The following is a 14,519-nucleotide window of genomic DNA, read 5'->3' as shown; positions in this document are numbered from 1 at the left end:
TTCTTTTTTATGTTTTAGTGTTTTTTAGTGTCTTACAATTCCGAGTTCGTACAACGAATTGGCAACTTTTAATTTTTGTGATTTAATGGAGTTAGGATATACCTCAAACTCAATTTTGCCCGGCGTGTCAAGAAAGTTGATATGGGCACCCTTTAGGCCTTTTTTATCACCCACTAATAATATAGGCCGGTTTTTAATGACTGGGATCATGTTATCAATTTTAGACGAGGATGATCTGCCAAGGTATACCAGGTGACAATGGTCCACTTTGGGGTTAGATGTTGATAATTGCACAATTTTAATTTTATGCCCAAACAGCTGGCGTTTTGTTGAGATATTTTCCAGCTCTTGCATTATTTCATTGGATCCAGCAACACCAATAATGAATTCATTTGCAATTGAAGGCCATTCAATGCGCTGTGCAATGTTAAAAATGAACAGTGCCTGGAATTTGTAGTTCTGAGCAGGAACCTGCTGGTACAGCAGTAAAGCCAATGCAATTAGTAATAGTTTCTTCATGGTCCGTTTTTTAATTGTTAGTAATTATTAATAATGTGTGAGCATAGTCGGGAAGGTGTTTTTCCTGTAATTTCTGGTTCAAAATTGACGTATTAAGTTTTGTTGATAAACTTATTTCGACAAACCTCAGTTTTTTGTCTGCAAACAGGAATGTATAATTGTTGCGTCTTTGTTTACTGTTGTTAACGTTCAGAAAAAGAGGTTTCCAGGTGTTTTGATTATGGGTATGGTATGTAGAAACAGGTTGTTGTTGTCAGCTTTGAGAACTTGTATATGCTTTTATTGCCATTTGCCGATAAAATAGGATTGTTTGTCGATTGGATTTATGGTTAATGTGGATTGTAATTAGTTTCGTTAAACTGTAAAAACATATAATAAATACAATAATATTTTGTGATGAATAAAAAATCTGTTGTTAGATCCGGACTCCTTACGTTTTTATTTTTGTTTACCACCCTAGGTATGGCTTGTGAGATTGATCTAAAAGTTAGTGATCAATTTAAGAAAGAAAGCTATCGTATAGGAGATGAGCTTGTTGTTGAAGTTTCTGTTATTTTAAATCATAGAAATTGTCATGTTGACATAACAAAAACAAAGTTTAAAGCAATTGGGGCAAAAATTGTGGGTGCAACAAAATGGGAGAAAAAACAACCTAATACTTACAGTAGAAAATTGAAAATTGAGGTTACGAATGATAATAAAAATGACATAGAAATTATTTGTCAGCGGGTTTGTGAAAAAGAAGGAGGGGTAGCTAAAATAACTCTGAAAAAAGGGTGATAAACATGGGATGGATAATACGGTTATGGGTTATACTTGGGATATTGTTCGTGAGTATAATTTCTTTTGGGCAAAAAGATGTGTTTGAACCCTTGACTGAAGAGTTGATAATTAATGATGCAGTGGGTGATGCTGAGTCAAGTTATATGTGTAGTAACTGCAATGAATGTTCCGGAGAAGGAATGTTGTTTTCTTTACCATTTAATGAATTCCCTTTTGTATTAATTTCTATAGCTATAATTATTTTATTGGTATTTAAAAGAAAGAGGAAGATTATTCTTTTTTGGGTTCTGGGCGTATTGTTGTTTGCAGGAATAATATTCAAAGTAGCACAGGAATCTGATTATAGAGGTGAGGATTTTTATGGTACTGGTGAGTTTGTTACTACAAGTGATTCTAACTATGTAACCATTCGTGACAATGATAGCATAGTAACTTCTTTATATGAAGTGGATACAGATTTATCATTAAAAAACGCTTCAGAAATTGATGATTTTTCAGAGCTGGAAGAATTTGAAACCTTTGATGAAGGAGTTAGCCCTACAGTTGAAGGAGGTTTTTCAGAAGGGGATAAACATAATTTATTGAGAACATGCATAGCATTGATGGCCACCTTTTTCGCCGGTTTGCTGTTCCGCTATAAAAGAATATATGCCATTCGTTCTTTATTGCTTTTAAGTTCATTAGTTTATTTGGGGTTTATTAGTGGAGGGTGTCCTTGTATGATATCCAGCTTTCAAAACCTCATATTGTTGCTGTTAGGTGATAGTGTAAATAGGCTAAACTTAATTTGGATATTTGGGCTTTTGCTTCTTACTTATTTTTTTGGAAAAATATGGTGTGGCTGGGTATGTCACCTTGGGGCACTTCAGGAATTCATATATAGGAGTAAAAGAGCAAAGAAAGGCTTGAAACCTCAAGTGCAAAAGGTTTTAAAAGTTATAAGGGTGGTAGCAATCATTGCATTGGTAATGCAAATAGTGTTTACCAGAACCAATTTGTATATAAAAATTGATCCATTTAGGGTAGTGTTTAACTTGTTTTCTTCCAATGTTACAGGTTATATACTTCTCGGCATTTTACTGTTGAGTTCGCTATTTATTTATCGTCCATTTTGTAAAACCTTATGTCCGGTAGGGTTGATCCTTGGATGGGTTTCAAGAATTCCAGGTGCATATAAACTAACTGTGAATCAAAATTGCAAGTCTTGCAGCCGCTGCGAAAAAGACTGTGCTTACGGGGCTGTGTCGAATGTTAATAAACGCTTTGTGATTAATGAGGAGTGTATTCAGTGCGGCGACTGTTTGGATGTATGCTCATTTAAGGCAATCAACAAATGAAAGTAGATTTAATAAATATGGCAAAAAAGAAAGGTCTTTTATCAAAGGTAATGACAACTATAAGGTTAAGAATTGTATTGCTTGGAGTCATGTTATTACTCAATATGATGGTTTTTGCACAATGGGAGTGTAGAAGTAATTTGTCAGGACATCTGAAACCAGTATACGCTACGTCAGCAATAAACTGGGCTGGAGAAATAGTTGGTTCATCCGGCTACTTATCAAATACTAATATTTCAAATGGAATGGCATTTTTGGGATTGGATTACTCGCATAACAACCATCAGTTTTATTTTGAAGGGGGAATAAAGGCCTGGAATAAATATGATTACGATCTTAATATAAACTTTTCAAAATGGAAAACAGGCCTTCGTGAAGTATCTTATAATTATTTTACCCCGGATTTTAGTCTTGGCATTGGATTACAACAGGTTAAGTTGCCAAATTCCTTTTTGTTGAATGAGAGAGGCTGGGGGGTAAGTTTTAACAAGGAGTCCGGATTATATCGGTTTTCAGGGGCTATGGCTTCAGTAACAAAAGATGTTGCCAGAAATGGCAGTTTTTGTGCAAATTGTTTTCTTTATGATATAACCCCTGTTCGGAATCAACCTTTAGGCAATAGTTTTGGAGATACCAATTTTGCATTTGTTTCTTTTGAAAAGGCTAAAGGAGAAAAGGAATCAGCAAGTGATAATGAATATGATGAGTTTAACGATTTTGAAAGTGTCTCTCAAGCTACCTATCCTTCTCTCGAATCATATGGTGGGGTAATTTATTCAGAATTTGGGGGGTATTATGATAACCCGGATATATATCTGGGACTTCATGCCAATTTCTTACTGTTCAATAATGCCCTCTTGTCTGTACAGACAGTGTACCAGGGAGTTAAAGAGAATAGTGCGGTTTTGTATTCAGTTGATGCAGAAAAAGTGATAGAGTGGCAAACAGGAAATTTATCCACACTTCATTTGGGGTATATTGGAAAACTTGATCTGGATGATGGCGCACTGGCTAGTCCTCGTTTTTCAAATTTGTTTTTAGGTGAGGTTTTTAGAATGGATGTAGTAGACATGCCCTTGGTGAATCTAATAGCTAAACATCAAATTGTAGATAAGAAGTTAAGTCTTAAAATACAATATTCACGCCAGATAAAAGGCAAACATATGCACGAATTTGATATGTCTGTTGGGAAATACTTTTTTAATAAGAAGCTGCGAACAACTGTTTTATCTGGGTTAATGAAGTCTGATAATATGGAAGAATATGCCAAACTTGCCCGTTTGGAGTTGAGGGTTTTCTTTTAAAAAATATACAAGATGGATAAATCGAACAGAAGAAAGTTTATAAAAAAAACATTATTGTTTGTTGCAGGATATGGTTTAAGTACACATGTTTTTCAATCATGCTCAGATATCTCCAATCATCAGTTTTCAGTCGACCGATCTCGTTGCACAGCTTGTGGAGATTGTCTTGATGTTTGTTATTATTCTGCTATAGAGCTGGATAGTTTAGCTGAATACAGCATCGATATTGATAAATGTGATGAATGTAAATCGTGCTTAAATGTTTGCGATGTAAACGCAATAACCATTCCCGGAATATCATATACCATTGACAAAGATAATTGTTCTGCCTGTGAAGAGTGCGAAACGGCTTGTCCTGAGCAAGCAATAACCATCACGCCTTCATCAATACAAACAAATTCATATTCTATTTCGGCAAGCAATTGTGTTGGATGTGGTGATTGTATCAGTCAATGTGAAAATGAAGGTAAGGCTATTTCATATGTTGTTTCCAGCTATAGCGTGAATACTTCAAGATGTCATGGTTGTACTTCTCATTGTTCTTCAGTTTGTAGTTATGGAGCAATTTCTTCTGTAAATGGTAAGGCCAGTATTAATACGAGTAAATGTAAAAAGTGTGGTAAATGTTTATCAGCATGCAGGCATAATGCCATATCTAATGCCTATGTAAAAATTGATGCAGCATCATGTACAAGTTGTGGAGAATGCTATAGCGTATGTACTGAGAATGCCGTATTAAAATCGTCATCAGGCACTACTAGTGAATTGGTAGCCTATATATCCCAGGATAAGTGTACCGAATGTGGTGATTGTTTTAATGTTTGTAATGATGATGCAATAATAGTGAATGAAGAAACAGCTATAAATCCAAGCATTGATAATAGTGTTTGTACTTCTTGTGGCGATTGTGTTGTGGAATGCGATGTTCAGGCAGCTATAAATGTAGATTTTGAGCCTGCAAATATTAATACTACTAATTGTATGTTATGTGGTAAATGTGAAGAGGTATGTACTTATGGAGCTATAAGTAGAGGGTGATATAACTGTTATAAAGAATAGAATGTGGCGGATTGTTTTGAGCTTGTTGATGGCATTTGTATTTGTTAATGAGTTGAATTGCTATGCTGTGACTCCCGATAATATTACACTGAAATTTGAGTTTTCGGAAGGTGTAAAGGATGGTTATGTGGTAGGTGATGTATTAAAATGCACATTGATTGTAATTCAAAAAGGAAAGTATTGTGCAGAGGGTGTTCATAAGGTTAAACTCTATGTAAAAGGTTTAAATATCCTGGAAAAAGGACTCTGGAAACAAACATCGGCTTCGGAATGGCATAGACAAGTTTGCCTTGGTTTAAAAGCGAAGAAGAGCGGCTCTGTTCAGCTTACTGCTTATCGCAAAACAGATAAAGGTGAAGTTGTTGAAACAGCGGTTTTTAAAAGCAAATGATTAAAGCCTGCAAAGTGATTTTTTAAATACTTATAGAATGATAAGTGGTAATATAGCAAGTGTTTCAAAGAAACAAAATAGTGATATCAATATAGGTAAATTGGCTATTTGGTTTGTATTATTGGTTTTGGTGGCTGATACAATCTATTCTACCTGGTATGGTATAAACCTCCAAACCAGGGAAAAGTGTGTTATTTATAAATTTATGCCCAGGTGGTTGTTTATGACTTATGAATATCTATTTGAATTGTTTATGGTTGTAATAGCAGGAGCCTTTGCGGGTAGTGTTACAGAAAAATATTTTAAACGATATAAAAAGCTTATTCCCCAAAATCAGGTGACGGCCTTTTTTTATGCTTCGTTAATACCTGTTTGCTCTTGTAGTGCCATCCCATTAATAGAGTCGATGAAACGGCGTTTGAAAATGCGCACTATTATAAGTTTTGTTATGTCAGCGCCTATCTTAAATCCATATGTAATCTATCTGTCATTTTCAGTTATAGGATTTAAATATGGTGTATTAAGGATTTTGGGCGCCTTTGTTGTTTCTATAATTACAGGTATTGTTATGGAGATTGCCCATAAGAAAATGGGAAATAATGCAATTGGTGTATATAACAGTTGTCGCCCAAAAGTGTGTAGTGCTATAAGGGGAGAGGATGTGTATATGAAAACATGGAAAATGGTTTTTGAAATTGCACCGTATGTTTTTATTGCCGGCTTTTTAGGTTTAATACTTGAAATTTCCGGGCCTTTAAAAGTGATAGAGCAATTGCCACTTAATGATCATTTTGTATCGCTGCTTATTTTTACACTGATAGGCACATTTATTTATATGTGCAATGGGGCAGATGTTTTATTTCTGGCTCCACTTCTCAGGTTTACTGATTTAGGTTTAGGCGTGTCTATTGGGTTTTCCCTTTCTGCTACTGCTATTTGCACCACATCGATTATTATGCTGTTTAAGTTTTTAGGAAAGAGATTAACCACAGTTTTGGTTCTTACAGTTTATTTGGTGATCGTGTTGTTTTCTTACCTGTCGGGAATGATTGTTTAATCAGGTTTTTGTCGATAGATTTATTCCGTTTGTCGATTGGATTTAAATAATAGTTTGTACAACCCTATGTTTGTATAGCGTAATAATAAAACAATATTTTAATGTAGTCAATTACGCATTTGTACAATATTAAAATCTAATTTTAAATTCGTCATTATGATAAAATTAACAAGACAAACATTATTGAATTTATTGATGTTAGCAGTTGTTACTGCATTTGGTATAAATATAAAAGCGCAGCCATTAGGGGATGATCAGCATAGAGAACAGCATGGGCCACCCCGATTTCCGGATCAAAAGGAAATTAAAGAAATGGTTAGTAAACTTGCTGAAGAGGTTGGTTTAAACGAAGAACAGACAAGTAGGGTAGAGGAATTATATTTGGCGCATTTTGAGGATGTAAAAACTCAAATGGAAGAAGGAGAGCGACCATCAAGGGAGGATATGGAGCAACAAAAATCAGATTTTGAAAAGAAAGTTAAATCTGTTTTGTCAGAAGAACAAATGGCTAAATATGATGTATTTTTAAAAGAGCACCAAAGAAAAGGTCCTCCAAGGAGATAGAAAGCTTTATATATAAGGCAAAACTCCTTTTTTTGAATAGAATATATGGACAGAGGTTTAAATTAAATATGTTGTAAAAGGTAGCTATAGTAGTTTTTTGCTTTATAGCTACCTTTTTTTATGCGCTGAGCATTTTTACCAATTGAACCAAATATGTAAAATATTTGGGTTTGTCTATAAAACCTTCTCATTTGTCGATTCTGTTTATTTACCGCAAGCAATACATATATTTTTAACATGTAAACAAACGATGGGTTACAGATAATATACAGGAAAAATAGTATAGGCAAGTTATGCTTAGCCTTTTAATAATCAATTTATAAATACATGGGAGCGTTTAATACTAACTTATTTGAGTCGATTGGCCTGGAAGATATGGATCAGGTAAAGCTTATGAACCGCATAGACAAAAAATACTGGTTTCATTCGAAACAGCTTTCCTCTACAATTGAATCTGTTGCCAATAAATATTATTTGCTAAATATTAATGGTAAAAGTTTACTGCCATATTCCACTGTGTATTATGATACTATAGAAAACGAGATGTACACAGCACATCATAATGGTAAGTTAAATCGATATAAAATCAGAAGGCGTAGTTATGTTTCATCAGGTAAAAGTTTTTTTGAAGTAAAATTCAAAAATAATAAAGGGCGGACTATAAAAAAGCGTGTGTCCTCAGAATTCGGGGTCAATAGTTTTTCTGATCGCGACAAGGATTTTATAAACGAAAGTACCCCATACTCTCATCACGATCTGCAAAGTTCTCTTGCCAACAATTTTTACCGGCTTACCCTGGTTAATAAAAACTTTAAAGAGCGGTGTACTATAGATGTGAACCTGAGTTTTAAAAGTGAAGACACAAATGTGGTATTAAATAACTTAGTTATTGTAGAAATTAAGTCAGATGGCCGGTCAAAACTCTCTCCTTTGCAAAAGGCTTTACGTTCGCAGCGAATAAAAACGTCAGGTTTCAGCAAATACTGTATTGGTAGAACAGTTACAGATAACGATTTAAAGAGGAATGCCTTTAAAGGAAAGGTAAGGCAGATCGAGAAAGTGTTAAATGCTAATAATCTATATAATTAACAGGAGTATTTGGGAGTGTCGTGTTTTATACCAATGGTAATAATAATAACCAGGCATTTCTAAACTTTAAAACCATAAGAAATGAAGGGATTTAATTTGATAACAAGTAGTTTGCAAGATAGCATTGTAAACCAGCCAGTGCCAACCAGACTAGAACTTTGGGAAGATGGCTTCCGGTTTTTAGACATAAAAGTTATTAATGTGGTAGATTTTACAGAATTGTTGGTGCGTTTTGTATTCAATACCCTATTGATATTTGTAGTGGTGCACTTTATGTATGCCAAAAATAGTAGAAGAAAGGACTTTTATTTTAGTTATCTATCAATTGGTGTTATTGTATTTTTGCTCAGTTTCCTGCTCAATAGTGTAAAACTTGAATTGGGTTTTGCATTAGGCCTTTTTGCCATTTTCGGCATTATTCGTTACCGAACAGATGCTATTCCTATAAAGGAAATGACCTATTTGTTTATTGTTATTGGTATTTCTGTAATTAACGCACTGGCAAATAAAAAAGTTAGTTATGCCGAATTAATAATAACCAATTCGGTAATCATTTTTGGCTTATGGATTCTTGAAAAACGGTTGATGTTAAAACAAGAAGGCTCTATACGGTTGATCTATGAAAAGATTGAAAACATCCATGCACTAAAAAGTGAAGAGCTGCTTTTTGACCTTAAAGAAAGAACCGGAATTAATATTAAGCGTTACGAAATACAAAAGATTGACTTCTTAAAGGATGTGGCCGAAATCATACTGTATTTTAATGTAAATGGAAAAGATAAGAAGTTATCTGAGTAGAACAGGGTATTAAGACTAAATTATAGAAACAAATGGATAAAGTTCATAAAAAAATAAGGATGCTATTTTTAATAGCTATTCTATTCATTAATGTGATTGCTTTTGCACAGGATGTAGAGAATGAATATCAAACACGTACTGCGTTTGAACTTGCATTTAAACCTGTAAAGAGAGTAAAGCTTAGTATAACTCCCGAATTTCGTTTTGACGAGAATTATGCCTTAGATAAATCGTTGATTGAAGGAGAAGCAAGTTACAAAGCTATGAAAATGCTTACTTTTTCCGGTTCTTACCGGTTTATAGCCAATCAGCGCGAAACTAAAGATACCGAGTATCTTAACAGGTATGCATTGGGTGCTTCTCTGGAGAAGAAAATCAAAAAGTTTGAGACGTCATTTCGTTTGCGCTATAGCAACTATTCGGATGATGATGGGGAGGAAAATGATTTTATGAGATACAAACTTTCCTTGAAATATGATATTCCAAAATGTAAGGTAACTCCTTTTGTAGCCTGGGAGGTATTTCAGCAGCTTTCAAATTCTGAAATGTATAAAAATCGCTTTGCTTTAGGGTTTGATTATAAGTTATTTAAAAAGAACTCTGTGGGAATTGATTATAAGTTTGATTATTACAACAATGAATATCTGAACAAACACATAGTTAGTATAGGATATAAACTAAAGTTTTAAAAAAATAAAATCTACAATTATGAAACAGTATAATTTTTTAATAGGCCTTATTATTGCTTTGGCCCTGGTTTTAAATAGTTGCCATAGAGATGCCGATTCAATAAGCGGTAATATTGAATCAATTGACGATGATGATGATATTGATAATGACGATGACGAGGATGAAGATGATAGCAATCTGGTATTGGATGATCTTGGAAATATGGAGGGGCATGAAGATGAGGCGGATTATACCTGGGATATCAACGATGTAAATTCTATTGTGTTAAATGGGAGTACCATTACAGTAACCGGGGAAGGAGCTGAAGTTAATGGTAGTGTGGTAACTATTATTTCTGCAGGTACATATGATATTTCCGGAGATCTGGATAACGGACAGGTTATAGTAAATACAGAGGATGAATCTACTGTTCGTTTAATACTAAACAGCGTTGACATAACTTGTTCAAACAATGCAGCGCTTTATGTGCAAAAATCAGAAAAAACTGTAATAATTCTGGCTGAAGAAACGACAAACTATATTACAGATGGCAGTTCTTATAGTTCTGCGGAAGAAGATGCTAATGCAGCAGTTTTTAGTAAGAGTGACTTATCTATTTATGGGAATGGTGCCCTTGTGGTAAATGGGAAGTATAATGATGGTATTACAAGTAAAGATGGGTTGATTATTGGTAATGGTAATATAACGGTTAATTCAGTTGATGATGGGATTCGGGGAAAGGATTATCTTATAATAAAAGGAGGGGATATAAATATTAATTCGCAGGGAGATGGAATAAAGTCAGATAATGAAAACAGCCTGGCCAAAGGTTATATTTCAATCGAAAGTGGAACGGTTGAAATAGAAGCTGGTGGGGATGGTATCCAGGCCCAAACAGATGTTTTGGTTTTTGGAGGAGAAATTAATATAACCACAGGTGGAGGGAGCAGTGCTTCTCTTGGATATGATGAATCTGCTAAAGGGATAAAATCAGGAGTAAGCACATTGGTTTATGATGGCGTTTTATCAATAAATGCTGCCGATGATGGTATGCATTCTAATGGTTTCCATAAAATATATGCCGGCGTATTTGAAATAGCCTCCGGTGATGATGGTATTCATTCTGATTATGATTTGGATATTGAGGATGGCGATATATTTATTACAAAATCGTATGAAGGACTTGAAAGTTCCCTTGGTAGTATCACTTTAAATGGAGGTAATATTAACGTGGTATCCAGTGATGATGGTATCAATGTTTCGGCAGGAGGCGATTCGGGCTTTGGAGGACGCAAAAGTACAAGTGTTACAGAAAGTGAGTATGCTTTAAATATAAATAATGAGGCCTATGTTTATGTAAATGCTAGTGGAGATGGATTGGATTCAAACGGAAATATTTATATTACAGGTGGTACAGTTTTGGTTAATGGACCAACTTCAAATGGAAATGGGGCATTGGATTATGACCGTACCTGTGAGGTTAGTGGTGGTACACTTTTGGCTATTGGTTCATCAGGTATGGCTCAAGCACCTGGTTCGTCATCGTCGCAGTATAGTGTAAAAGTCAATTTCAGGAATACGCAGTCAGCCAGAACTGTATTTCATATAGAGGATGAGTCTGGCGAAGGTATCTTTACATATAAATCAGCCAAGTCGTTTCAATCTATTGTATTTTCATCACCCAAACTCGAAAAAGGAGTACAGTATAAACTTTATACAGGTGGAAGTTCAACCGGAACAGAGACAGATGGCTTGTACGAGGGTGGAAACTATACTCCGGGATCGGTTTATACAGAATTTACAATATCAAATATTGTAACCAGTATTTATTAATCCAATTTTCATTAATATATTTCGGAGTTTTTATAAATTATACTTCACAATGCATTTTTAATGCATTGTGTTGGTTTTTATACATCAAACAAAGTTTAGACTATAAGATTCAGTTATGATATTTAAAATAAAAAAGAAAATCAAAAACCGCTCATGGAATGTACAACTAGTTATTGTGGTATGCATGTGGCTACTTGTAATACTGGTTCCTGTGTTAGCAGGTGATTTTGAGGACAAAACAAACTGGGATCTTATATTTAAAATGTGGAAAGAGCATGCATTGGTTTTTGTCATGTTTTTAGTTAACCGTTTTTTGCTGTTGCCAAAACTGTTGTTTAAAGGTAAAAGACTTTTTTATGCATTGGCATTGGCACTTGTTTTTCTTTGTGGGAGCTATACGTTATATTTGGTTAGTTCTTCAAACTTTAAGCATTTTAAAGAAGTGCGCAGGGAAATCCCGCAACAAGGACCCCCTCTTGAATACAGGGAACCACCTGTTTTTGACGGTAAATCAATTATGCCACCTTTACATCATGAAAAAGATGGGCATAGGAATTTTGCCTTTCCATTTGCTAACATTCTGATATTGTCAATTCTTATTTTGGGTTTTGATACCGGACTGGTTTTTTCTCAAAAATGGATCATATCAGAAAAAAACAAAGCCTTGCTCGAAAAAGAAAACATAGAAAATAAAATGGCGTTTCTGCAAAATCAGATTAGTCCACATTTTTTTATGAATACCCTTAATAATATTCATGCATTGGTAGATATAGATACAGAAGAAGCTAAGGAGTCCATAATTAAGCTTTCCAGGATGATGGGGTATATGCTTTATGAATCAAAAACTGAAAAAATACCTTTGCAAAAGGAAATGGATTTTATAAAAAGCTATATTGAGTTAATGAAAATCCGTTTTACAGATACTGTTGAAATTATATTAGATGTTCCTGATAAACTTCCTGCAGTTAATATACCACCATTGTTAACCATTTCATATATTGAAAATGCATTTAAGCATGGAATTAGTTATAATGAAAATTGTTTTATACGCATTTCCTTTTCGTTTGACAAAGGGAGGATGGTTTTTGATATTATTAATAAAATATATGAGCGTAAAGGAAACGTCGGCAACTCAGGTGTAGGAGTGGAAAATACAAAAAACAGGTTGGATTTGATATATGGAAATAACTACAAACTGGAAATAGGTAAATTGCCTGATGAAAACTTATTTGCGGTTAATTTAAATGTACCATTATGATTACATGTATTGCCATTGATGATGAGCCATTGGCTTTAAGACAAATAGAAGGATATATAGAAAAAACTCCTTATCTGCAGTTAGTAGATAAGTTTTCGAACGCCATTAAAGCATTAGAATTTCTTCAGGATAATTCGGTGGATTTGATGTTTGTGGATATTAACATGCCTGATTTAACCGGGCTGGAATTTGTTGAGTCCTTATCCAATCCTCCAAAGGTGATTTTTACTACAGCCTATCGAGAATATGCATTCGAGGGTTTTAAGGTAGACGCAGCTGACTATCTGGTAAAGCCTATTAGTTATTCTGATTTCTTAAAATCGGTAGATAAAACTCGCGATAGGTATTTTACATCGAAGAAAGCGGTGGAAACCATTGAAAATAATGATCAGTTCCTTTTTATAAAATCAGAGTACAAAATAGTTAAAATAGAGTTTCGCTTAATTAAGTACATCGAAGGGATGAGGGATTATGTGAGGATCCACCTTGAAAATCAAAGTCCTGTAATGGCTTTAATGGGAATGAAAAAAATGGAAAAGTTTTTGCCTGCCGATGATTTTATGAGGGTTCACCGTTCCTATATTGTCAACCTTAAAAAGATCACCACAATTGAAAGAGCCCGGATTATATTTGATGATAAAGTTTATATACCAATTAGTGATCAGTATAAAGATACTTTTCAAAAATTCTTGGATGAAAACTTCTTAAAATAGAATGAAGGTTAGGTAAAAAGTATTGGTCGCCCTGCAAAAAAAAATATTGACATGGTTAATACTATATAAAAAGATTTTCCCTATTAATAATATCAATGGGTTGAAATTCCATTTTTTCGGGAACAGTGTGGTGAACCAGATAACTGAATAATCTCTTAAAGGTTTTCTCAGCTTGATCAATAGGGCGCTGGCTAATTAAGAAATCAATAATCCCATCTTCTAAATACTGTGCGTTTTTTTCGAATACTTCGTATCCAATTAAAAATTTATCTTCAAGCTTTCTGTCTTTTAAGTATTCAGCAATAACAAAAGTTCGGGCACTGGAAACCATTATTCCACCTATGTTTTTGTTGTTGTTGAAAACGGTGTCAAGCTTGCTGTAAATCCCTTTTTTATCGCCACTGGGTACTTCAACCGATATCTTTAGCCCTTTGTTTTTACCAGAATCCATGAAGTAACTCATAAAACCCTGGTTTCTTAGGTTAAGGTGGATTACGTTATCAAGGTCTTTTGCAATGTTAACAATCAAAATATCCTTTTCCGTATCTACGCCAACATCCATAATGCTTGCAGCAACACGACCTCCTTTTCTGCCGTCCTCACCAATAAAAGTAAGTGCATTTGTGTTTTGAATATTCGTATCAATAAATGCATAGGGGATATTCATGTCGTCTAGTTTGTGACACAATTCCAATGTTTCGTTTTTTAATATTGGTGCCAATATAACGCCATCAGGCTTCCATTCTACCAATTGAGATGCATTCTTCATAAAATCCATAGCACTGTGCATCTCGTAGTTGAAATAGTTTACCTTAACTATAAAAGGAGCTACAGTTTCAAGAGCCTGTTCAATGCCAAGAGGATGCATATTCCAGAAATGGTTATTTCCGGAGCTTTGAGGAATCATCACGGCAATTTTATATGAGGTTGGAGATTTTAAAGCACGGGCAGCTATATTGGGCTGATAGTTCATTTGCTTGGCAATTTTCAGCACCTTTTCTCTTGTTTCAGCTTTAACCTCTCCTCTGTTATGGAGTACGCGATCAATTGTGCCAATTGAAACACCTGCTTTTTCTGCTATATCCTTTATCCTGGTTTTTTTTGTCGGCATTTTCTGTTGGTGACTTTTGTAAAGAAATATAATT

At 34.5% G+C, this 14,519-nt stretch carries 15 protein-coding genes; 13 read left to right on the top strand and 2 right to left on the bottom strand.

The annotated features are described in order from the left end of the window. Positions 1 to 24: 24 nt before the first annotated feature. Positions 25 to 519, bottom strand: coding sequence for a YfiR family protein (locus OM074_RS04695; protein WP_301198135.1), 495 nt, complete (start codon positions 517 to 519; stop codon positions 25 to 27). Positions 520 to 912: 393 nt separating this feature from the next. On the opposite strand from OM074_RS04695, the gene OM074_RS04690 reads away from it, so the two are divergent. From OM074_RS04690 to OM074_RS04630, 13 genes are all read left to right on the top strand, one after another. Beyond that, positions 913 to 1,299, top strand: coding sequence for a hypothetical protein (locus OM074_RS04690; RefSeq protein WP_301198134.1), 387 nt, complete (start codon positions 913 to 915; stop codon positions 1,297 to 1,299). Between the two features lie 5 nt (positions 1,300 to 1,304). Next, entirely contained in the window at positions 1,305 to 2,639 is a 1,335-nt protein-coding gene (locus OM074_RS04685) for a 4Fe-4S binding protein (RefSeq protein WP_301198133.1), read from the top strand. Then, positions 2,636 to 3,943 carry a hypothetical protein gene (locus tag OM074_RS04680; RefSeq protein WP_301198132.1) on the top strand — a complete coding sequence of 436 codons (1,308 nt, stop codon included), beginning with the start codon at positions 2,636 to 2,638 and terminating at the stop codon, positions 3,941 to 3,943. Before OM074_RS04685 ends, OM074_RS04680 begins: the two co-directional genes overlap by 4 nt. Before the next feature lie 12 nt (positions 3,944 to 3,955). After that, positions 3,956 to 4,981, top strand: a complete 1,026-nt coding sequence (locus OM074_RS04675; RefSeq protein ID WP_301198131.1) for a 4Fe-4S binding protein — start codon at positions 3,956 to 3,958, stop codon at positions 4,979 to 4,981. Positions 4,982 to 5,003: 22 nt separating this feature from the next. After that, the gene (locus OM074_RS04670; protein WP_301198130.1) at positions 5,004 to 5,393 is read left to right on the top strand and encodes a hypothetical protein; all 390 of its coding nucleotides are present in this window, start codon (positions 5,004 to 5,006) and stop codon (positions 5,391 to 5,393) included. 37 nt (positions 5,394 to 5,430) lie between these two features. Continuing rightward, entirely contained in the window at positions 5,431 to 6,450 is a 1,020-nt protein-coding gene (locus OM074_RS04665; RefSeq protein ID WP_301198129.1) for a permease, read from the top strand. A 156-nt stretch (positions 6,451 to 6,606) separates the two neighbouring features. Beyond that, positions 6,607 to 7,014, top strand: coding sequence for a DUF4890 domain-containing protein (locus tag OM074_RS04660; RefSeq protein WP_301198128.1), 408 nt, complete (start codon positions 6,607 to 6,609; stop codon positions 7,012 to 7,014). Positions 7,015 to 7,341: 327 nt separating this feature from the next. Next, positions 7,342 to 8,103: a polyphosphate polymerase domain-containing protein gene (locus OM074_RS04655; RefSeq protein ID WP_301198127.1), complete on the top strand. Its 762-nt coding sequence runs from the start codon at positions 7,342 to 7,344 to the stop codon at positions 8,101 to 8,103. Positions 8,104 to 8,184: 81 nt separating this feature from the next. Further along, complete coding sequence (locus OM074_RS04650) at positions 8,185 to 8,901, top strand: DUF4956 domain-containing protein (RefSeq protein ID WP_301198126.1); 717 nt, start codon at positions 8,185 to 8,187, stop codon at positions 8,899 to 8,901. A 59-nt stretch (positions 8,902 to 8,960) separates the two neighbouring features. Beyond that, positions 8,961 to 9,590: a DUF2490 domain-containing protein gene (locus OM074_RS04645; RefSeq protein WP_301198125.1), complete on the top strand. Its 630-nt coding sequence runs from the start codon at positions 8,961 to 8,963 to the stop codon at positions 9,588 to 9,590. Positions 9,591 to 9,609: 19 nt separating this feature from the next. Further along, positions 9,610 to 11,403: a carbohydrate-binding domain-containing protein gene (locus OM074_RS04640; protein ID WP_301198124.1), complete on the top strand. Its 1,794-nt coding sequence runs from the start codon at positions 9,610 to 9,612 to the stop codon at positions 11,401 to 11,403. Between the two features lie 115 nt (positions 11,404 to 11,518). Next, positions 11,519 to 12,661, top strand: a complete 1,143-nt coding sequence (locus tag OM074_RS04635) for a sensor histidine kinase (protein ID WP_301198123.1) — start codon at positions 11,519 to 11,521, stop codon at positions 12,659 to 12,661. Then, positions 12,658 to 13,374, top strand: a complete 717-nt coding sequence (locus OM074_RS04630) for a LytR/AlgR family response regulator transcription factor (protein WP_301198122.1) — start codon at positions 12,658 to 12,660, stop codon at positions 13,372 to 13,374. Before OM074_RS04635 ends, OM074_RS04630 begins: the two co-directional genes overlap by 4 nt. Before the next feature lie 61 nt (positions 13,375 to 13,435). Here OM074_RS04630 and OM074_RS04625 read toward each other — a convergent pair whose 3' ends face one another. Beyond that, entirely contained in the window at positions 13,436 to 14,485 is a 1,050-nt protein-coding gene (locus OM074_RS04625; protein WP_301198121.1) for a LacI family DNA-binding transcriptional regulator, read from the bottom strand. Positions 14,486 to 14,519: the final 34 nt, after the last annotated feature.

The sequence above is a fragment of the Plebeiibacterium marinum genome, assembly GCF_026013615.1.
In the GTDB taxonomy this organism is placed as follows: Bacteria; Bacteroidota; Bacteroidia; order Bacteroidales; family Marinilabiliaceae; genus Saccharicrinis; species Saccharicrinis marinus_A.
Note: the sequence above shows the minus strand (reverse complement) of the source record. Positions and strands in the feature narration are given on the sequence as shown.

Excerpts from the sequence above, each read along its gene's own strand:
- OM074_RS04695 (WP_301198135.1), bottom strand. The coding sequence starts at position 519 with ATGAAGAAACTATTACTAATTGCATTGGCTTTACTGCTGTACCAGCAG.
- OM074_RS04685 (WP_301198133.1), top strand. The coding sequence starts at position 1,305 with ATGGGATGGATAATACGGTTATGGGTTATACTTGGGATATTGTTCGTG.
- OM074_RS04680 (WP_301198132.1), top strand. The coding sequence starts at position 2,636 with ATGAAAGTAGATTTAATAAATATGGCAAAAAAGAAAGGTCTTTTATCA.
- OM074_RS04675 (WP_301198131.1), top strand. The coding sequence starts at position 3,956 with ATGGATAAATCGAACAGAAGAAAGTTTATAAAAAAAACATTATTGTTT.
- OM074_RS04670 (WP_301198130.1), top strand. The coding sequence starts at position 5,004 with ATGTGGCGGATTGTTTTGAGCTTGTTGATGGCATTTGTATTTGTTAAT.
- OM074_RS04665 (WP_301198129.1), top strand. The coding sequence starts at position 5,431 with ATGATAAGTGGTAATATAGCAAGTGTTTCAAAGAAACAAAATAGTGAT.
- OM074_RS04660 (WP_301198128.1), top strand. The coding sequence starts at position 6,607 with ATGATAAAATTAACAAGACAAACATTATTGAATTTATTGATGTTAGCA.
- OM074_RS04655 (WP_301198127.1), top strand. The coding sequence starts at position 7,342 with ATGGGAGCGTTTAATACTAACTTATTTGAGTCGATTGGCCTGGAAGAT.
- OM074_RS04650 (WP_301198126.1), top strand. The coding sequence starts at position 8,185 with ATGAAGGGATTTAATTTGATAACAAGTAGTTTGCAAGATAGCATTGTA.
- OM074_RS04645 (WP_301198125.1), top strand. The coding sequence starts at position 8,961 with ATGCTATTTTTAATAGCTATTCTATTCATTAATGTGATTGCTTTTGCA.
- OM074_RS04640 (WP_301198124.1), top strand. The coding sequence starts at position 9,610 with ATGAAACAGTATAATTTTTTAATAGGCCTTATTATTGCTTTGGCCCTG.
- OM074_RS04635 (WP_301198123.1), top strand. The coding sequence starts at position 11,519 with ATGATATTTAAAATAAAAAAGAAAATCAAAAACCGCTCATGGAATGTA.
- OM074_RS04630 (WP_301198122.1), top strand. The coding sequence starts at position 12,658 with ATGATTACATGTATTGCCATTGATGATGAGCCATTGGCTTTAAGACAA.
- OM074_RS04625 (WP_301198121.1), bottom strand. The coding sequence starts at position 14,485 with ATGCCGACAAAAAAAACCAGGATAAAGGATATAGCAGAAAAAGCAGGT.